Genomic DNA, 16,451 nt, shown 5'->3' with positions numbered 1-16,451 from the left:
TCCCCCATCACTTCACCGCGATGGCGAGGTTGGCGACCTCGTCGAGATAGGCGCGGATGCGGTCGGCGTTGCTGCCGAGATCCCGCGTGCCGAGGCGCGAGGCGGAGCGAACGTCGATGCGCGCGCCGTCCGCCCGCGGGTGAACCCGAACGGTGACGTCGTCGGCGAGGTTGAGGATCGGGCCACGCGACACCGCCTCGATCCGCCCGTTACCGATGCGGCCGCCGGGGCGGATCGCCTCGACGATCTGCCAGCGCCGGTTCACCGCCGCCTTGCGGGCGAGCTCGAAGGCCTCGTCGGCATCGAGGTCGAGGGTGAGCGGTGCGATCTGCGGATAGGCGGCGCGCTGGGCGGCCCGCGCGGCGGGACCCGGATCGGGCGGATAGCGCCCGTCACGGGCCGCGAAGGCCACGCGCGAGCGCGAGAAGGCAGGTGGATTCTCGGTGTCGGTGGTCACGTCCGCGATGGCCGGGAGCCGTAGGCCGCGCAGGGCCGCGAAGGCCGGATAGGCGAGGACGAGGCTTGCCAGGAACAGGCCGGCCAGGGCCGCGCCAAGGCCGCGTGCGCCCTCGCGCCAGACCCGGACGAAGGCGACGATGGCGAAGAACACCGCGGCCGCCGCCAGAACGAGACCGGCCCCGAGGGTCGCCAGGGCCGGGCCGGCCTCGGCGCGCGGGTCGCGCACCAGGATCAGGGCGAAGAGGCTGACGAGCAGGGCCAGGACCGCGATGGTCCGCGAGACCGGGCCGGCGCGGGTGACGGGATCCTCATAGGGCAGACGACGCATGCTGTGACGAGATTCGCTGTCCGGAAGATCCGCGGGGCCGTGCGCCTGGAGCTTTACCGGTCCGCGCTCCGCGGCGCCACCCGGGCCGTGCATCGCGATGCTTCCGGGAGCGGCACCCCGTCTGCTATAGCCGCGCGACGATGCCCGCGCCCCCGCTCTCCCCGACACCTGCCGAGGCCGCCGATCCGCTGCGGGTCTGGTTCCGCTTCATCCGCCTCAACCGCCGCGTCACGGCGGCGATGGCGGGGGAACTGCGCGGGCTCGGATTGTCCATCCCGCAATTCGATGCGCTCTCCACCCTCACCGAGCGGGAGGGCATGACGCAGCAGGATCTGGCGGCACGCCTCTACGTCACCAAGGGCAACGTCTCCGGGCTGATCGACCGCCTCGTCGAGGCGGGACTCGTGGAGCGTCGCCCGATTCCGGGGGATCGGCGCTCGCATGCCCTGTACCTGACGCCCGCCGGAACCGACCTCGCGACCCGTGGGATCGTGGCGCAGAAGGCCTACGTGGCGCGCACCCTGGGACAGTTGCCGGCCAACGACATCGCGGATTTCGAGCGTCTCGTCCTGAAGTGGCGCGATCTCGCGCGTGATCTGTCGCATGAGCAGCGCGTCACCGGCAAAGCGGGCTAGAGGCCCAGCAGCGCCGGCAGATCCGCGGCCGAATTCAGGACGTGGTCGGCCAGCGGCGCCATCTCGTCGCGGGCTGCCGCACCAAGGGGGCCGCTCAGCACCGCGATCGCCATCGCCCCGGCGGCTCGGGCGGCCACGAGGTCGTAGGGCGAATCCCCCACCATGGCGATCCGGTGCGCCGGCACCGCGAGATGGTCGGCAAAGGCCGTGACCATGCCGGGCCTGGGCTTCGACCCGTGCCCGGAATCATAACCCGCCACGAAGGCGCAATGAGGCGTGAGGCCGAGGGCCTCGCATTGCGCCCGGGCCGAGGCCTCGGCGTCGTTGGTGGCGATGCCCAGGGCGTAGCCGCCGGCGACGAGGCGTGCGGCGAGATCGGCCGGCGCTCCGATCGGCGTCAGCGCGGCGAGGCCGGCCGCGCGGAACAGCGCATCCATCTCGGCGTAGAGCGCCGGGCCGGCGGGACGGTCCAGCACCTCGGCCCAGAGCGGGCCGTAGCCCGCCGAGGAGCCGGCGATGAGCGGCGAGGTCGGTGCGAAGCGCCGCCCGGCCTCGTCGTAGTGGCTGACCCGCATCAGGGCCTCCAGGCGCGCCCGGTCGCCGCCCGAGAGGTCGGACATCACCGAGAAGGCGGCGGGTCCCCAGGTCCGGTCGAAATCGACGAGCGTCCCGTCCTTGTCGAACAGGATGCCGCGGATCGTGCTCCCGAGAGGCTCAGGCCGCATCGCGGACCTTTTCGACCTCAATGACGACGCCCTGCGGCGTCATGCGCTCGCGGGCCACCATCCGGTCACCGGGTTCGAAGACGCCGAGGGCCACGTCGCGATCCGGTAGAACCACGGTGGTGGTCTTGTTGAGGTGAACGAGGACATGGCGCTTCTGGGCCAGGGACGCCGTCGCCCAGCGCTTCAGCTGGCCATAATACGGCTCGCGGCGCCAGGCGTTCGGCTGACCCGGATCGACCTGCACGTTCATGTGCCGCGAGACCGGATCGAGGCTCAGCACCATCTTGGCGCGTTCGGGCTTCCATTCCGAGCCGAGCCAGGCTTCCGTCATCCAGAGGCAGTGGAAGGCACGGCAATGGTCGGGCCGGGCCGCATGGATGGCGCAGCCCCGGCCCTGCTTGGTGTGCCGGCACCATTGCCCGGCGACGGACTCGACCGCGGGGACGTCGTAGACCTTGCAGCAGAGCGTACAGGTTCCGCAGGCGCGGCCCGGGGCCGGATGGGCCACGATGGTTGCAGGGTCGAGCATGGCATCGGATCCGGTTGCGACGTCGCGCGGGTTTATACCGGGTGCGCCTCTCGTTACAGTCGTGCACCCATGTCGGCCATCGGCCAACCGTCAGGCAAAAATATGCTCTCGAACCTCGCGACCCGCGACGTCGAAACCCTGATCCATCCCTACACGAACCTGGAGACCTTCCGCGAGACGGGACCCCTGGTGATCGAACGCGGACATGGGGTCTGGGTCTACGACAGCGATGGCCGGCCTTATCTCGAAGGCATGGCGGGGCTGTGGTGCACGGCGCTCGGCTATTCGAACGAGGAGTTGGTGGAGGCGGCCAGCGAGCAGATGGCGAGGCTGCCCTTCACCCACCTGTTCTCGGGGCGCAGCCACGATCCGGCGATCGAGCTCGCCGAGACCCTGAAGGAGCTGATGCCGGTTCCGACCTCGAAGATCTTCTTCACCTCATCGGGCTCGGAAGCCAACGACACTCAGGTCAAGTTGACCTGGTACATGAACAACGCGCTCGGCCGGCCGCGCAAGAAGAAGATCCTCTCGCACATCAAGGGCTACCACGGCGTCACGGTGGCCACGGCCTCGATGACGGGCCTGCCCGCCAATCACGCCGATTGGGACCTGCCCCTGCCGGGCTTCCTACACGTGGGCTGCCCGCACCATTACCGCTTCGGTCAGGAGGGCGAGAGCGAGGATGCCTTCACGACGCGCCTCGCCGCGGAGCTGGAAGCGGTGATCCTGCGTGAGGGGCCCGATACCGTGGCGGCCTTCGTGGCCGAGCCGGTGCTCGGTGCCGGCGGCGCCATCCTGCCGCCGACGGGATACTACGCGAAGATCCAGACGGTGCTCGACCGGTACGACGTGCGATTCATCGCCGACGAGGTGATCTGCGGCTTCGGCCGACTGGGGACCTGGTTCGGCTCCGAAGCGATGGGCATGCGTCCCGACAGTCTGTCCTTCGCCAAGGCGCTCACCTCCGGCTACCTGCCGCTGGGCGGCGTCTCGGTCGACGAGCCGCTCTATCGCCTGATGGTGCAGCAGAGCGCCAAGCTCGGCACCTTCGGCCACGGCACCACCTATTCCGGGCACCCGGTCGCCTGCGCCGTCGCCCTCAAGACCATCGCGATCTACAGGCGCGACCGCATCGTCGAAGGGGTCGCCGAGAAGGCCCCTCAGTTCCAGGCGCGCCTCTCGGCGCTCGGCGACCACCCGCTCGTCGGCGAGGCGCGCGGCATCGGCCTCATCGGCGGCATCGAGCTCGTGGCGGACAAGGCGTCCCGGCGCCAGTACGAGCCGAAGGCGGGGGTGGCGGCGCGGGTCGTCTCCTTCGCGCAGGCCGAGGGGCTGATCGTGCGATTCCTCGCCGGAGACCGCGTCGCGGTCTGCCCGCCCCTGGTGATCGCGCCGTCGGAGATCGACACCCTGTTCGACCGGCTGACCCGGGCTCTTGACCGGACCCTGGACTGGATCTCTGAGCAGAAGCTCGAGGTGGCTCCCCTCCGACGTTCCGAAAGATAAAGTGTGTCCCGCGACGGCATTCTTCGCGATGCATTATGTCTTTCGCGCTGCAATCACGAGACTGCTTAAGTGTTATGAAGACGGGTCACGGTCTCGATTTTCATCACGGTCGAGTGATCGTGAAGGTCTTAAGGTTTCGTTCAGGTTGGCTGCGGCTCTATGATACCCATGTCGCTTGAGAAGCGTCCGGGTGTAGCCATGAGGTGCCCGTGAGACGTGCATGGCTGAAAATCAGGCATCAGGAACTGATAAGGCCGATCGAGCACCACAGGGCAACCATCACATGTTCCCGCGCCAACAGACCTCACGCACTGCTCAACGGTCCGGCCGATCCACGATCATTGTCGATCATCAGGCCGAGACGTTCCGACCCGTCGCGCTTCCAGCCCTGGCGGCCGCCGTGCAGGCCGTTTCCGCCACTCGGAAATCCGCACGGACGAGGCTTCTGAGCAGTGCGATCTCCGCCCGGTTCGAACACGAGGACACGCCGCTCTCCTGAAAAATCGGGATCGTCCGCACCGGAAGGTGCCTTTCCACAGGCTCGGTATCCCTTCCTCAACGCCTCAGGCCTATCCGTCCGCAGAAGCACGGCACGCTCCTCGATTTCGTCATCATTGCCGGTGAGAGGACTGAGCCGCGCCCTTTGCGCGACCGAGGAGCCTGCCGATGTTGATCCTGCCGAGCCGCCGGCAGTTCCTGACCGGGCTCGGGGCGAGCGCGGGCGTCGTCGGGTCGACGGGTGTATACGCCTTCGGTATCGAGCCGCTCTACCGCCTCGTCGTCACGCCCTATGCACCGGTTCTGCCGAACTGGACGCCTGGCCTGAGCCTGCGTGTCGCCGTACTGGCGGACTTCCATGTCGGCGAGCCGTTCATGCCCCTCGACCGGATCGCCGAGATCGTCGACACCACGAACGCACTCAAGCCCGATCTCATCTTGATGCTGGGCGACTACCCGGCCGGCCCGAGCGTCACCTACCGGAAGATCCCGCTCACGGACTTCGCCCGGGTGGTCTCGGCGCTGCGCGCTCCACTCGGCGTTTACTCGATCCTCGGTAACCACGATTGGTGGGACGACAAACAGGCTCAGGCGCGCCTGGACGGGCCCGTCGCGGCCCAACGCGCTCTCGAGAACGTCGGCATTCCGGTCATGGAGAACGACGCCCTTCGCCTGGAAAAGGACGGCAAACCGTTCTGGATCGCCGGTGTCGGTGACCAGATCCCGTTCATCCTGCAGGACGTCGACCAGGGGCGCGACGATCTGCCGGGTACGCTCGCGAAGGTCACCGATTCCGCGCCGGTGCTCCTGATGATCCACGAGCCCGACCTGTTCGTCCACGTGCCGGACCGGGTCTCCCTGACGCTCGCCGGCCATACCCACGGGGGTCAGGTTCGGCTTTTCGGCTACTCGCCCGCCATCCCGTCCGTCCGCGGCAATGATTTCGCCTATGGCCACGTCGTCCGTAAAGGGCGGAACATGATCGTCTCCGGCGGCTTCGGCGTCAGTCGCATCCCCGTGCGCCTGGGTGTGCCCCCCGAGATCGTGCTCCTGAACCTCGGGACTGCCTCCGATCCGGCAGGCAAGACCGTTCAGGGGACGAGGCTCATCCACGGCTGAGCCCTGACACTTGGACCCGGCACCGGGGGCGGGATCGTCCCGCTCCGGCGCCGGCGACGCCTACTTCTTACCGGCCTTCGGTGCGGCAACCACCGTGCCCTTGGTCGACGGGGCCGCCGCGATCGTCTTCGTCACGGGCTTCTTCGCCTTCTTCGCCTCGCGACTTCCACGCTTCTGTTCAGCCGCCATGACATGTCTCCTCCCGGTATGGGTGAGGGATCATGGCACTCTTCCGCGAATAGGCCATCGGAATGTTTCGCGGGCCTTCCCAGCCCGACGCGGCGCCGGGCAGGTCGCCGCCCTCAGAGCGGGATGTTGTCGTGCTTCTTCCAGGGCTGCTCCATCTCCTTGGTGCGCAGCATGCTGAGCGCCCGGGCGACGCGCTTGCGGGTGGAGTGGGGCATGATCACCTCGTCGATGTAGCCGCGCTCGGCGGCCACGAAGGGCGAGAGGAAGCGGTCCTCGTACTCGCTGGTGCGCTCGGCGATCTTCTGGGCATCGCCGATCTCGCTGCGGAAGATGATCTCCACCGCGCCCTTGGCGCCCATCACGGCGATCTGCGCGGTCGGCCAGGCGTAGTTCAGGTCGGCTCCCACGTGCTTGGAGGCCATCACGTCGTAGGCGCCCCCGAAGGCCTTGCGGGTGATGATGGTGACGAGCGGCACGGTCGCCTGGGAATAGGCGAACAGCAGCTTGGCGCCGTGCTTGATCAGGCCGCCGTATTCCTGCGCCGTGCCCGGCAGGAAGCCCGGCACGTCCACGAAGGTGACGATCGGGATCGAGAATGCGTCGCAGAAGCGCACGAAGCGGGCCGCCTTGCGGGACGCGTCCGAGTCGAGCACGCCGGCCAGCACCATCGGCTGGTTGGCGACGAACCCGACCGTGCGGCCCTCGATGCGGCCGAAGCCGGTCATGATGTTGCGGGCATAGGTCGCCTGGATCTCGAAGAAGTCGCCCTCGTCGGTCACCCGCCGGATCAACTCGCCCATGTCGTAGGGCTTGTTCGGATTGTCCGGGATCAGCGTGTCGAGGCTCATGTCGAGGCGCAGGGGATCATCGAAGCTCTCGATTTCCGGCACGCCGTCGATGTTGTTGGCGGGCAGGAAGTCCACGAGGCGGCGGATCTGCAGGAGCGCTTCGACGTCGTTCTCGAAGGAACCGTCGGCGATGGAGGACTTGGTGGTGTGGACCTTGGCGCCGCCGAGCTCCTCCGCCGTCACGACCTCGTTGGTCACGGTCTTCACCACGTCGGGGCCGGTGACGAACATGTAGCTCGTGTCGCGCACCATGAAGATGAAGTCGGTCATGGCCGGCGAGTAGACGTCGCCGCCCGCACAGGGCCCCATGATGACCGAGATCTGCGGGATGACGCCCGAGGCCGCGACGTTGCGGCGGAACACCTCGCCATAGCCGCCGAGCGCCGCGACGCCCTCCTGGATGCGGGCGCCGCCGGCATCGAAGATGCCGATGATGGGCGCGCGCATCTTCAGGGCCATGTCCTGGACCTTGACGATCTTGGCCGCGTGCGATTCCGAGAGGGAGCCGCCGAACACCGTGAAGTCCTTCGAGAACAGGAAGACGGTGCGGCCGTTGATCGTGCCCCAGCCCGTGACGACGCCGTCGCCCGGAATCTTCTGCTTCTCCATGCCGAAATCGGTGGAGCGATGCTGGACGAACATGTCGAATTCTTCGAACGACCCGTGGTCGAGGAGAAGTTCGATGCGCTCGCGCGCCGTCAGCTTGCCGCGCTTGTGCTGGGCCACGACGCGGTTCTCGCCGCCGCCGAGGCGGGCCTGGGCGCGCCGCTCTTCCAGCTTCTCGAGAATGTCCTTCATGCGCGCTAGGCCCTGGTTGGAGAGATGACGCCGCGCCCCCGACGAACCTTGGCGGTCGCGATTTAAATGGGCCTTAGCATGCGGCGCTTTGCGCGAAAATCGATTTAACGGCTGAGGCGCGCGAGTTGCGCGGCGGCCTCGAACTCTGCCTGCCGCGCGGCGTGGCGAGCTTCGGCCTCCGCGTCGCGGCCCCAGACGCTCGCCTGGTAGGTCTCGTCCACGTGGGCCGCCGCCCAGGCTTCGGTCGGATCGACCTGCCCGCGCAGCACCGCGAGGGCGAGGACGAGCGATCCCGTCAGCGTCGTCAGCGTGTGGAGGGCGGCGAGCCGGAACGGTCCTTCGGTCTCCTCGATCGCCCGGCGCAGGGCCGCCACGGTGGTGTCCGGCTGGGCGACGTGCATCACGCCCTCGCCCAGAATGAAACGGACGCCGAGTTCCGTGTGCGCCCAGTCGAGGATCGGATCCCAGGCCTCGGCCTGGGCGCGCACGAGGCGCTCGGGATCCCCCGCCCGGTAGGCCAGGAGGTCGGTGCCCGCATAGGCCGAAAGGTCGTCCACCACCGCGTTTCGGCGTTGCGCCACACCGTCGATGGCCGTGTTGGCCAGTCGTGTCAGCGGCATGGTGGCGGGATCGATGACCGCGACCTGCGCCGCCCACTCGGCGGCCACGGCCTCGGCCAACGCTCGGGTTGGAAGGACGAGCGGGTTGCGGGCCGGCGTGTTCGCCGGACGTCCGTCGAGAGTCAATCGGAGACCGTCGCCGTGCTCGGCAAGGCCGGCCTCGCCGTAGAAGCGCTTCGGCAGGCTGGGCTTTCCGGGGCCCCGCGCCGCGCGGGTGGGATCAGGCTGTGAAGGGCTCTCGGGTTCGCCGAGCCAGTCGGGTTGGGATTCGTCGCTCATGTCCCTGCAGATAGGGCATCGGCGCGCGGGCTGCGAGACGCGTAGCGGACCTTCCAGGCTCTCAGCCCTCGATCGTAGACCGCACGTGCGGATCGCCGGAGAACAGGGCGCCGAGGTCGTCCGCGGTGTCGACGACGATGGAGGCGCCGGCGTTGAACAATGCACCGACGGGGTGATAGCCCCAGGCCACGCCCACGGCGGCGGCGCCGGCATTCACCGCCATCGTCATGTCGTAGGTGGTGTCGCCGATCATCACCGTGGCGTTGGGCTCCGCACCGGTCGCGGCCATGGCCTGGAGCAGCATGGCGGGATCCGGTTTCGAGGGGGCGTCGTCGGCGCTCTGGGTGGTGGCGAACCAGCCTTCCCAGCCATGCGTCTCGATCAGGCGGTCGACGCCGCGCCGCGCCTTGCCGGTGGCGATGCCGAGCTGCACGTCGTCGCGGGCATGAAGCCGGGTGAGCAGTTCGCCCATGCCCGGGAACAGGGGTTCTTCGTAGTTCGGGTCGAGACGCAGGATGTTGAAGGCGCGCTTGTAGCTCTCAGACAATCCCTCGATCGGACCGTCGTCGCCGACCAGGCGGCGGAACGCCTGCGGCAGGGACAGGCCCACCACCGAGAGCGATTCGCCGCGGCTCGGTGCCGTCAGACCATGTTCGGCGAAGGCCATGCCCTGCGCGGCAACGATGAGGTGCTGGCTGTCGACGAGGGTCCCGTCGACGTCGAAGATGATGAGCTTCAAGGACGCGACCTCACACTGCGGACGGTGCTCCTCACGGCTGGCGGGCGGGAGCCGATTGCGGCTGTCCGGCACGGGGACGGTCGTAGCCGAGCTTGCACCGGATGAGGAAGCGGCGCCGGGCGCCCCCGCGCAGCCCGCGGGCATGGGACATGCGATTGCAGGCCGCGTAGGACGGCCGGCGCGACCGTCCGACCTGCGCCGCGCCGCGGCCGCCGCCCGTGCCGGAAACCTGTCCCGCTCCCCCGGCTCGCGACGGACCCTGCGCCGGAGGCTGGGCGGCCGGTGCCACCTGGGGCTGCCCTGCCGGCTGGGTTTGAACCTGTGCGGGGGTCTGAGACTGACCCTGGGGCCGGCTCTGCCCGGCAGGATTGCCCTGCGCCATCGCCGAAGTGCCGAGCGACGGGCCGACGCCCCAGGGTGCGAGGGCGAGGAGCGCGCAGGCGATCACGGTTGCGGGCGTCAGGATCGTGTCTCGATGCATCGTGGCGCGACGGTCCTTGGCCGGCGGCGAGGCGCCCACCGGGATGGATCGAGAGGATAAGGCATGGCGGGCGCTTGCCAAGGTGCAACCCCGACGCCCTCACTCCCAGTCCTCCGGCGAGGTGCCGCACCTTCCGACGGGCGGGAGGGGGCGCTCAGGCTTCGGGCGCCTCGACGATGGGGTCGTAGCGGGACGCATCGAATCCGAGCAGGTTCCAGCTCTGCGCCATATGCGGCGGAAGCGGGGCCGTGACGTCGACCGGCTGACCGGTGCGCGGATGCGGGATCACGATTCGGCGCGCGAGCAGGTGCAGACGGTTCTGGATGCCGCCGGGCAGCTCCCAGTTCTCGATGCTGAAGTACTTCGGATCACCCACGATGGGATGCCCGATATGGGCCGCGTGGGCCCGCAGCTGATGTGTCCGGCCCGTCACCGGCTTCAGCGACAGCCAAGACAGCTTCTGCGCCGCGTTGTCGACCATGGCGTAGTAGGTCAAGGCGTGCGCGGCGCCCTCGTCGCCGTGCTTGGCCACGCGCATGCGTGCATCCGCGTCCGTGGGCTCCTCCTTGGCGAGATAGGTCGAGATCCGACCCTGCGCCATGCGGGGGACGCCGGCGGTGAGTGCCCAGTAGACCTTGCGGGCCGAGCGGGAGCGGAAGCTCTTGGCCAGTGTCGCGGCGGCCAGCCGCGTCTTGGCCACGATCAGACAACCCGCGGTGTCCTTGTCGAGGCGGTGCACGAGGCGCGGCTTCTGCCCGTCCTTGCCGGTCAGGGCCTCCAGCAGACCATCGACGTGCCGCACGGTACCGGATCCGCCCTGCACCGCGAGGCCGAAGGGCTTGTTCAGGATCATCATCTCGGCATCCTCGTAGAGGATGAGAGAGCGGATGAAGTCGGCGTCGGTGGCGTCCTTCGCGGCCGAGCGGGGGCGCTCGCCCTGCGCCTCGAGCTTGAGCGGCGGCACGCGCACGCTCATGCCGGGCTCCAGCCGGTCGTTGGGCTTGGCGCGCTTGCCGTCGACCCGCAGCTCGCCCTTGCGCACGATGCTCTGGACGCGGGTGAAGGGAAGCTGGGGGAAGCGCGTGGTCAGGAAGCGATCGATGCGCATGCCGGACTCGTCCTCCTCCACCGTGAGGGTCTGGACGCCGGAGGCGAGGGTGGCGGAGGCGGCCGCGCGCTGCTCGCGCCGGGTCGGTCCCTCCGGTGCCGGTGCGGTCTCGTGCGAGGCGGCGCCCGGGCGCCGTGCCGGCGCCGGCCGCTCGGCCCGGGTCCGCGGTGCACGCCGGGGCGCCTCCTCGAACGTCCCGAGGGCATCCCGCGGGGCCGACTCGCGGTCGCTCGCCTCCTGGCCGGGGCGCCAGGGCGCGTGCTTGGCCGCCGCATCGCCGCGCCCCTGCGCCGCGCGCTGAGCGGCATCGAGGGCGCTGGTGCGTGGGCCCGTGCGCTCGCGTTCGGGCCGCTTGAAGGTGCTCGGCTTGCCTGGCCGGGCGGGGCGGCCGGGAGGTGCGCCTCGGCCCGTACCGGCGCCCTTGCGCCCGGAACCGCCGCGTGAAGGTGGTCGTGTGGTCATGGCCTGCTCGTAGCATCGGCGGGCCTCGCCACAAAGCGCGCGCGGACCGTGCAGCCATGCGAGGCACGGTTTTCGCGCTGCCGACGCCGCCTCAGGCCGCGCGCCGCGCCGCCTCCAGGGTCAGTCCGGTGCCGACGGAACCGAAGGTGTCGCCCTCGACGACCCGGGCGTTGGGTACGCCGGCGGTCAGGGCGGCGCGGACATGGGGCAGGCCGGTGGACCCCCCCGTGAGGAAGAGTGCGTCGATGCGGTTCGCTGTCAGGCCGGCCTGGGACAGGCACCGGGCGATCCGCTCGGCGATGCGGCGGGCGAGTTCGTCCGTGTGGCCGACGAGCCCCGGCCGGTCGATCTCGGCCCCGAGACCCGCTTCGACCCAGTCCAGGTCGACCCGGCCCTGCCCCGCCTCCGAAGTCGCGATCTTGGCGCCCTCGACCTCCATTGCCAGCGAGTGGCCGCGCTCGGCCTCCACCACGGCGTGGAGCCGGGCCAGGAGGTCGGGGCGCTGCGCGTCGCGGCGGACCTCCTCGATCTCGCGCAGGGTCTTGGCATTGTAGAGTCGGTTGATGCTCGACCAGGTGGCGAGATCGTGGAAGTAGCCCGAGGGCACGTCGATGTCGCCGCGATTCATCGCGCTGCCGAGGCCGAGGAGCGGCATCACGGTACCGAGGCTGAGGCGGCGGTCGAAGTCGGTCCCGCCGATCCGCACGCCGTCATTGGCCAGGATGTCGCCGCTGCGGTCGGGGCGCGCATGCCGCTCCGGCGAGAGCCGCACGATGGAGAAATCCGAAGTGCCGCCGCCGATATCCGCGATCAGGGCGACCTCCTCCGACCGGACCTGCTGCTCGTAGTCGAGCGCCGCGGCGATCGGCTCGAACTGGAACGAGACGTGTCGGAAGCCGATCGCGGTGGCGATCGCCCGCAGGGCGTCCTCGGCCCGGGCGTCACCCTCGGGGTCGCCATCGACGAAGTGGACCGGGCGGCCATGCACGACGGTGTCGAGGACACGGCCGGTCTCGGTCTCCGCCCGCGCCTTCACGGCGGCGAGGTAGCGCCCGATCACGTCGCGGAACTTGATGCGCTCGCGGCCGACGGGGGTCGTCTCCTCCAGCAGGGAGGAGCCCAGTACCGACTTCAGGCTCCGCATCAGCCGGCCCGGCGTCCCCTCGAGATACTCGGTCATGGCGGCGCGACCGACGACGGGTGCCTGTCCCGGCGGGAAGAAGATCGCGCTGGGGATCGTGAGGTGGCGTCCCTCCAGCGGCACGAGGTGCGGCCGCTGACCGGTGACGAGGCCGAGGGTGGTGTTGGACGTGCCGAAATCGAGGCCGCAGGCCGCCATGGAGGTCTCCGGACACGGGTCCGCTGGATGAGGGGCCGCCGACCTACAGCCTGCGCCGCGCCGGGTCCACCTGTCTCAGCGCTCGAAATCGCCCGCCCGGCTCGCTTTCAACGTGGGGCTGCCGCCGCCGAAGCGGCGCTTGAGCCGCACGATCGCCTCGCGCTGCAACTCGCTGACAGGGGAGTGAGCGCCCGCCACCTCGGAGAGCATCTGGACGAACTGCTGGCGTTCGGCCTCGGTCAGGCTGTCCCGCAGGAGGGGAAGCAGTTCGTCCGCCACCAGGGAGAACGGGCGGCGGGCCTCGGTGAGGCGCCAAGCGCGCTCGAACATCGCCGAGATGGATTCGACGTCGAGCGGCGACTCCATGAATTCGAGGATCTTGGTCTTCTCGGCAGCGGTGACGGGGCTGCCGGTCCGAACGATCTGGATCATCAGGATCACGGCCGCGAGGCGCACGTCGCGCACACGCTTCAGGGGCGTTCCGAAGATGTCCTGGAGGCTCGAGCGCGCCCGGCGCTGAAGGCCCTTCGTGTCCCGATTGACTTCCTCGAGAGCCTTCACGGTACCGTGGGCTCGAACCACCCAGAACACGACTCCGCCCACGATTCCGAGCAGCGCGAGTATCACCACCATGCGAGCTTGCCTCCTGGCCGAGAGAATTCTCGGATGCACGTCCGGACGCGAGCATAACGTCGCGGGTGGTGCGGCGCAGCCCCGCAGGAGCGGGCGGAGGGTGAATACGGCCCGGGTCGCCGGAACGCCACCGAGGACCGTGTCGGCCGCGCGGATCAGGGTTCGCCGAGATACCGATGGCGGAGGTGGCGCAGAAAATCCTCGGTTCCGAGGGGTTTGCCCGTCGCCGCGACGAGAAGCTCATCGGTCTCCGGCAGGCTGGCGCGAGCGTGCACGGTGTCGCGCAGCCAACGGCGCAAGCCCGAAAAATCCCCCGCCGCCAGGCCCGCCGGGATGCCCGGCACCTCGGCGCGGGCGGCGCGGAAGAGCTGCGCGGCTGCCATCGCGCCGAGGGTATAGGTCGGGAAGTAGCCGAAGCTTCCGCTCGGCCAGTGAATGTCCTGCAGGCAGCCCTGCCGGTCGTCCGGGACGGTGAGACCGAGAAGGTCGCGCAGGCCGTCGTTGAAGGCGCCGGGCAGGTCGGCCACCGCCAGATCGCCCGCGATCATCGCCCTCTCCAGCTCGTAGCGTAGCAGGATGTGGGCCGGATAGGTCACCTCGTCGGCATCGACCCGGATGAACCCCGGAGCGACGCGCGTGTAGCGGCGGTGCAGGTTCTCGGCGCTCCAGGCGGGCCCCTCCCCGCCGAAGGCTTCCGCCAGGATCGGCGCCAGGTAAGCGCAGAACTCGGCCGAACGGCAGGCCTGCATCTCCACCAGCAGCGACTGACTCTCGTGCAGGGTCATGCCCCGTGCCGTTCCGACCGGCTGGTGATGCCACGCAGCGGGCAGGCCCTGCTCGTAGAGGGCATGGCCGGTCTCGTGCAGCACGCCCATCAGGGCGCCGGTGGCATCGGCGACATCGTAGCGGGTGGTGATGCGCACGTCGTCCGTGGCACCGCCGCAGAATGGATGCAGGCTCACGTCGAGGCGACCCCGCTCGAAATCGAAGCCGACGGCGCGCATCAGCCGTTCGCCGAGCACCTTCTGCGTCTCCACCGGGAAGGGACCAGGCAGCGGGCATGGCGCCGGCTCGCGCGCCTGGCGGGCCCGGATCGTCTCGATCAGACTCGGCAACGTGGCCCGCAGGTCCGCGAACAGCGGATCGATCGCCGCGCGGCGCATGCCGGGATCGTAGCCGTCGAGGAGGGCGTCGTAGGGATCGAGGCCGAGGGCGGCGCCCTTCGCTGCGCCGACCTCCCGCTGCAGACACAGGGTCTCGGCCAGGGCCGGGGCCAGCATCGCGAAATCGGCCTGCGCCCGGGCTTCGCGCCAGATCATTCCGGATCGCGACGAGGCCTTGGAACTGGCCGCCACGAGATCGGCCGGCACCGCCGAAGCGTGGAGATAGGCCCGGCGCATCTCGCGCAGGTTTGCCAGTTCCCATTCGCCGAGGCTCGGAGCCGCGTCGAGGGCGCGTGCGATCAGGTCGCCGGTCTCCGCCGCCGTCAGGATTTCGTGGCCGATCACGGCGAGTTGCGCGAGTTGCTCCGCCCGCATGGGGGCCGCACCGCCGGGCATCAGCGTCTGTCGGTCCCAGTGAAGGAGACCGGCGGCGTCACCGAGGGCGCCGAGGCGCGCGAACCGGGCGGAGAGGAGCGGATAGGCCTGCATGAGCGTGTGGGGGCGTCCTGTTCATGGCCTGCGCCCGGCGCCTGCCGGCCGGCGGTGGAGAGGCCGTTTCGAGGCCTCTCGCGCCAGGAGCGGTGCGATGCCACCGGACGCATCCGGGTGAATCCACCATGTCGGGGACCCGGGTGCAAGGTCCGCACAGCGCGCGCCTCGGACGTGGGGAGATCCCCGTCGCGCCGATTTCGCGAGCGGCCAGAACAGATCGGCTTGCGCAGGTAAGCAGTTAACGCAGCATTAGCGGATTGGCGCTACTTTGATCCACATGGATCAGCCGTCCCTTCCATTCAGCCACGACCACGCCGTCTTCGATTTCAGCGGACTGCCGCTGTCGCGGATCGCCCGGGTGGTCGCGGTCCCCGGGCCCGTAGCGATGGCGGAGGCCGCATCGGACGATTTGGAACTGCGGCCCCTCCTTCGGAAACTGTTTCCTTGGATCTCCGCGCAGGTTGCGGCCGCCATCGGGCTCGGCACCTGCCTCGCGCAGGCGATGCCGCCGGTGGCTCCGGTGCTGGTCCCGGCCGACGACATGAACTTCGCCTTGCGCCTCGGCGACGCCTCGGAGGTGATGCGACCGGTGCCGAGCGCCATCCGGGATGGTTTCCATCTCCGGTTCAGCTCGATCGACTGACAAGTCCCGGTCCCTTCACGGATGGCGAGACCCGCCGTCGCCTGCGCCGGATGACGTGCTCCATCCGCCTGGAAGGCCTTGTGCGGGCCCTGCATCCGTGACGAGCGACAGGCCGTCGAGATGACGGGATGTGCCTGTCGGTCGCTGCGCCTTAGTGCAGGTCGTAGTGGAACGCGAAGTTCGACGCCGCCAGGCTCTCGGCGACCACACCCTTCAGGAGGATGTGATCGGCGGGGCTGAACGTGATCAGCGTGTCGTGCCCCGTGGTCTGCATCAATCCCTTCAACTGAGCGAAGTCTGAAGCCAGGGTGGCATTGAGATCGATCACATCGTGACCGGCACCAGTTCCTGCATCGAAGCCGGTGACTGCGCTGCTTCCGAACGCCTTGTTGAAGACCAGCGTGTCGCTCTGTCCCTTCAGGGAGATCGCCTCCGCAGGCCCATCGACCTTGAAGGCGATGTTCGACCCGTAGATCGTCACCGCGTGTGAACCGTCCGCTTTCGTGGTGTCGAGGTAGAGGGTCTTCGCGTCGGCGCCGTAGCTTGCATGGGAGGCCACGTAATCCCTGCTGGTGACGCCGCTTGCGTAGACGTCGTAGGACTTGTCGGAATGCTGGACGGTCTTGTTGGTGAGCGTGCCGGCCGCGTCGTAGGTCTCGGTGGTGGTGTCGAGCCCGACGACCTTCTTCATCATCAGGCTGCCGTCGGTGCGGAACTGCTCCATCAGCACGGCCTTGCCGGCACTGTCGTAGCTCGTGTGGGACGAGGCGTAGTCCTTGCCGGTGACGCCGCTTGCGTAGACGTCGTAGGACTTGTCGGAATGCTGGACGGTCTTGTTGGTGAGCGTGCCGGCCGCGT

16 protein-coding genes and 1 pseudogene are annotated in these 16,451 nt (G+C 69.2%); 4 read left to right on the top strand and 13 right to left on the bottom strand.

The window, feature by feature from the left end:
- Positions 1-7 precede the first annotated feature (7 nt).
- On the bottom strand, positions 8-787 hold the full coding sequence (locus AC0IWM_RS15630; RefSeq protein ID WP_471756474.1) for a DUF1499 domain-containing protein: 780 nt from the start codon (positions 785-787) through the stop codon (positions 8-10).
- 140 nt (positions 788-927) lie between these two features.
- Here AC0IWM_RS15630 and AC0IWM_RS15625 point away from each other — a divergent pair, with 140 nt between their 5' ends.
- Complete coding sequence (locus AC0IWM_RS15625; RefSeq protein ID WP_471756472.1) at positions 928-1,422, top strand: MarR family winged helix-turn-helix transcriptional regulator; 495 nt, start codon at positions 928-930, stop codon at positions 1,420-1,422.
- On the opposite strand, the gene AC0IWM_RS15620 is transcribed toward AC0IWM_RS15625, so the two are convergent.
- The gene (locus AC0IWM_RS15620; protein WP_471756470.1) at positions 1,419-2,147 is read right to left on the bottom strand and encodes an HAD family hydrolase; all 729 of its coding nucleotides are present in this window, start codon (positions 2,145-2,147) and stop codon (positions 1,419-1,421) included. The genes AC0IWM_RS15625 and AC0IWM_RS15620 overlap by 4 nt on opposite strands.
- The gene (locus AC0IWM_RS15615; protein WP_471756468.1) at positions 2,137-2,676 is read right to left on the bottom strand and encodes a hypothetical protein; all 540 of its coding nucleotides are present in this window, start codon (positions 2,674-2,676) and stop codon (positions 2,137-2,139) included. Before AC0IWM_RS15615 ends, AC0IWM_RS15620 begins: the two co-directional genes overlap by 11 nt.
- A 102-nt stretch (positions 2,677-2,778) precedes the next feature.
- Here AC0IWM_RS15615 and AC0IWM_RS15610 point away from each other — a divergent pair, with 102 nt between their 5' ends.
- On the top strand, positions 2,779-4,182 hold the full coding sequence (locus AC0IWM_RS15610; protein WP_471756466.1) for an aminotransferase: 1,404 nt from the start codon (positions 2,779-2,781) through the stop codon (positions 4,180-4,182).
- 666 nt (positions 4,183-4,848) lie between these two features.
- Positions 4,849-5,799 carry a metallophosphoesterase gene (locus AC0IWM_RS15605; RefSeq protein ID WP_471756464.1) on the top strand — a complete coding sequence of 317 codons (951 nt, stop codon included), beginning with the start codon at positions 4,849-4,851 and terminating at the stop codon, positions 5,797-5,799.
- A 60-nt stretch (positions 5,800-5,859) separates the two neighbouring features.
- On the opposite strand, the gene AC0IWM_RS15600 is transcribed toward AC0IWM_RS15605, so the two are convergent.
- The 9 genes from AC0IWM_RS15600 to AC0IWM_RS15560 all read right to left on the bottom strand — a co-directional run bounded on the left by AC0IWM_RS15600 (position 5,860) and on the right by AC0IWM_RS15560 (position 14,947).
- Positions 5,860-5,988, bottom strand: a complete 129-nt coding sequence (locus AC0IWM_RS15600) for a hypothetical protein (RefSeq protein ID WP_471756462.1) — start codon at positions 5,986-5,988, stop codon at positions 5,860-5,862.
- Positions 5,989-6,101: 113 nt separating this feature from the next.
- Positions 6,102-7,634: an acyl-CoA carboxylase subunit beta gene (locus AC0IWM_RS15595; RefSeq protein ID WP_471756460.1), complete on the bottom strand. Its 1,533-nt coding sequence runs from the start codon at positions 7,632-7,634 to the stop codon at positions 6,102-6,104.
- Between the two features lie 104 nt (positions 7,635-7,738).
- Positions 7,739-8,533, bottom strand: coding sequence for an ATP12 family chaperone protein (locus AC0IWM_RS15590; RefSeq protein ID WP_471756458.1), 795 nt, complete (start codon positions 8,531-8,533; stop codon positions 7,739-7,741).
- A 61-nt stretch (positions 8,534-8,594) separates the two neighbouring features.
- Positions 8,595-9,272 (bottom strand): HAD-IA family hydrolase, encoded by a 678-nt coding sequence (locus AC0IWM_RS15585; RefSeq protein WP_471756456.1) that lies wholly within the window; start codon positions 9,270-9,272, stop codon positions 8,595-8,597.
- 31 nt (positions 9,273-9,303) lie between these two features.
- Complete coding sequence (locus AC0IWM_RS15580; RefSeq protein ID WP_471756454.1) at positions 9,304-9,753, bottom strand: serine/threonine protein kinase; 450 nt, start codon at positions 9,751-9,753, stop codon at positions 9,304-9,306.
- Positions 9,754-9,907: 154 nt separating this feature from the next.
- Positions 9,908-11,323 carry an RluA family pseudouridine synthase gene (locus AC0IWM_RS15575; protein ID WP_471756452.1) on the bottom strand — a complete coding sequence of 472 codons (1,416 nt, stop codon included), beginning with the start codon at positions 11,321-11,323 and terminating at the stop codon, positions 9,908-9,910.
- A 91-nt stretch (positions 11,324-11,414) separates the two neighbouring features.
- Positions 11,415-12,662 (bottom strand): Hsp70 family protein, encoded by a 1,248-nt coding sequence (locus AC0IWM_RS15570; protein WP_471756450.1) that lies wholly within the window; start codon positions 12,660-12,662, stop codon positions 11,415-11,417.
- A 75-nt stretch (positions 12,663-12,737) separates the two neighbouring features.
- Positions 12,738-13,295 carry a tellurite resistance TerB family protein gene (locus tag AC0IWM_RS15565; protein ID WP_471756448.1) on the bottom strand — a complete coding sequence of 186 codons (558 nt, stop codon included), beginning with the start codon at positions 13,293-13,295 and terminating at the stop codon, positions 12,738-12,740.
- Positions 13,296-13,450: 155 nt separating this feature from the next.
- A complete protein-coding gene (locus AC0IWM_RS15560) occupies positions 13,451-14,947 on the bottom strand; it encodes a carboxypeptidase M32 (protein WP_471756446.1) in 1,497 nt (498 codons plus the stop codon).
- Between the two features lie 280 nt (positions 14,948-15,227).
- Here AC0IWM_RS15560 and AC0IWM_RS15555 point away from each other — a divergent pair, with 280 nt between their 5' ends.
- Positions 15,228-15,593, top strand: a complete 366-nt coding sequence (locus AC0IWM_RS15555; RefSeq protein WP_471756444.1) for a hypothetical protein — start codon at positions 15,228-15,230, stop codon at positions 15,591-15,593.
- Positions 15,594-15,744: 151 nt separating this feature from the next.
- On the opposite strand, the pseudogene AC0IWM_RS15550 reads toward AC0IWM_RS15555, so the two are convergent.
- Positions 15,745-16,451: pseudogene (locus AC0IWM_RS15550) on the bottom strand (hypothetical protein); the annotation flags it as partial.

The sequence above is a fragment of the Methylobacterium sp. AC433 genome, from assembly GCF_979253015.1.
The sequence above is the reverse complement of the archived record's forward strand: the minus strand, read 5'-3'. Positions and strand labels throughout refer to the sequence as shown.

Bases quoted from the DNA above. Each gene is read 5' to 3' on its own strand.
- AC0IWM_RS15630 (WP_471756474.1), bottom strand. From the start codon at position 787: ATGCGTCGTCTGCCCTATGAGGATCCCGTCACCCGCGCCGGCCCGGTC.
- AC0IWM_RS15625 (WP_471756472.1), top strand. From the start codon at position 928: ATGCCCGCGCCCCCGCTCTCCCCGACACCTGCCGAGGCCGCCGATCCG.
- AC0IWM_RS15620 (WP_471756470.1), bottom strand. From the start codon at position 2,147: ATGCGGCCTGAGCCTCTCGGGAGCACGATCCGCGGCATCCTGTTCGAC.
- AC0IWM_RS15615 (WP_471756468.1), bottom strand. From the start codon at position 2,676: ATGCTCGACCCTGCAACCATCGTGGCCCATCCGGCCCCGGGCCGCGCC.
- AC0IWM_RS15610 (WP_471756466.1), top strand. From the start codon at position 2,779: ATGCTCTCGAACCTCGCGACCCGCGACGTCGAAACCCTGATCCATCCC.
- AC0IWM_RS15605 (WP_471756464.1), top strand. From the start codon at position 4,849: ATGTTGATCCTGCCGAGCCGCCGGCAGTTCCTGACCGGGCTCGGGGCG.
- AC0IWM_RS15600 (WP_471756462.1), bottom strand. From the start codon at position 5,988: ATGGCGGCTGAACAGAAGCGTGGAAGTCGCGAGGCGAAGAAGGCGAAG.
- AC0IWM_RS15595 (WP_471756460.1), bottom strand. From the start codon at position 7,634: ATGAAGGACATTCTCGAGAAGCTGGAAGAGCGGCGCGCCCAGGCCCGC.
- AC0IWM_RS15590 (WP_471756458.1), bottom strand. From the start codon at position 8,533: ATGAGCGACGAATCCCAACCCGACTGGCTCGGCGAACCCGAGAGCCCT.
- AC0IWM_RS15580 (WP_471756454.1), bottom strand. From the start codon at position 9,753: ATGCATCGAGACACGATCCTGACGCCCGCAACCGTGATCGCCTGCGCG.
- AC0IWM_RS15575 (WP_471756452.1), bottom strand. From the start codon at position 11,323: ATGACCACACGACCACCTTCACGCGGCGGTTCCGGGCGCAAGGGCGCC.
- AC0IWM_RS15570 (WP_471756450.1), bottom strand. From the start codon at position 12,662: ATGGCGGCCTGCGGCCTCGATTTCGGCACGTCCAACACCACCCTCGGC.
- AC0IWM_RS15565 (WP_471756448.1), bottom strand. From the start codon at position 13,295: ATGGTGGTGATACTCGCGCTGCTCGGAATCGTGGGCGGAGTCGTGTTC.
- AC0IWM_RS15560 (WP_471756446.1), bottom strand. From the start codon at position 14,947: ATGCAGGCCTATCCGCTCCTCTCCGCCCGGTTCGCGCGCCTCGGCGCC.
- AC0IWM_RS15555 (WP_471756444.1), top strand. From the start codon at position 15,228: ATGGATCAGCCGTCCCTTCCATTCAGCCACGACCACGCCGTCTTCGAT.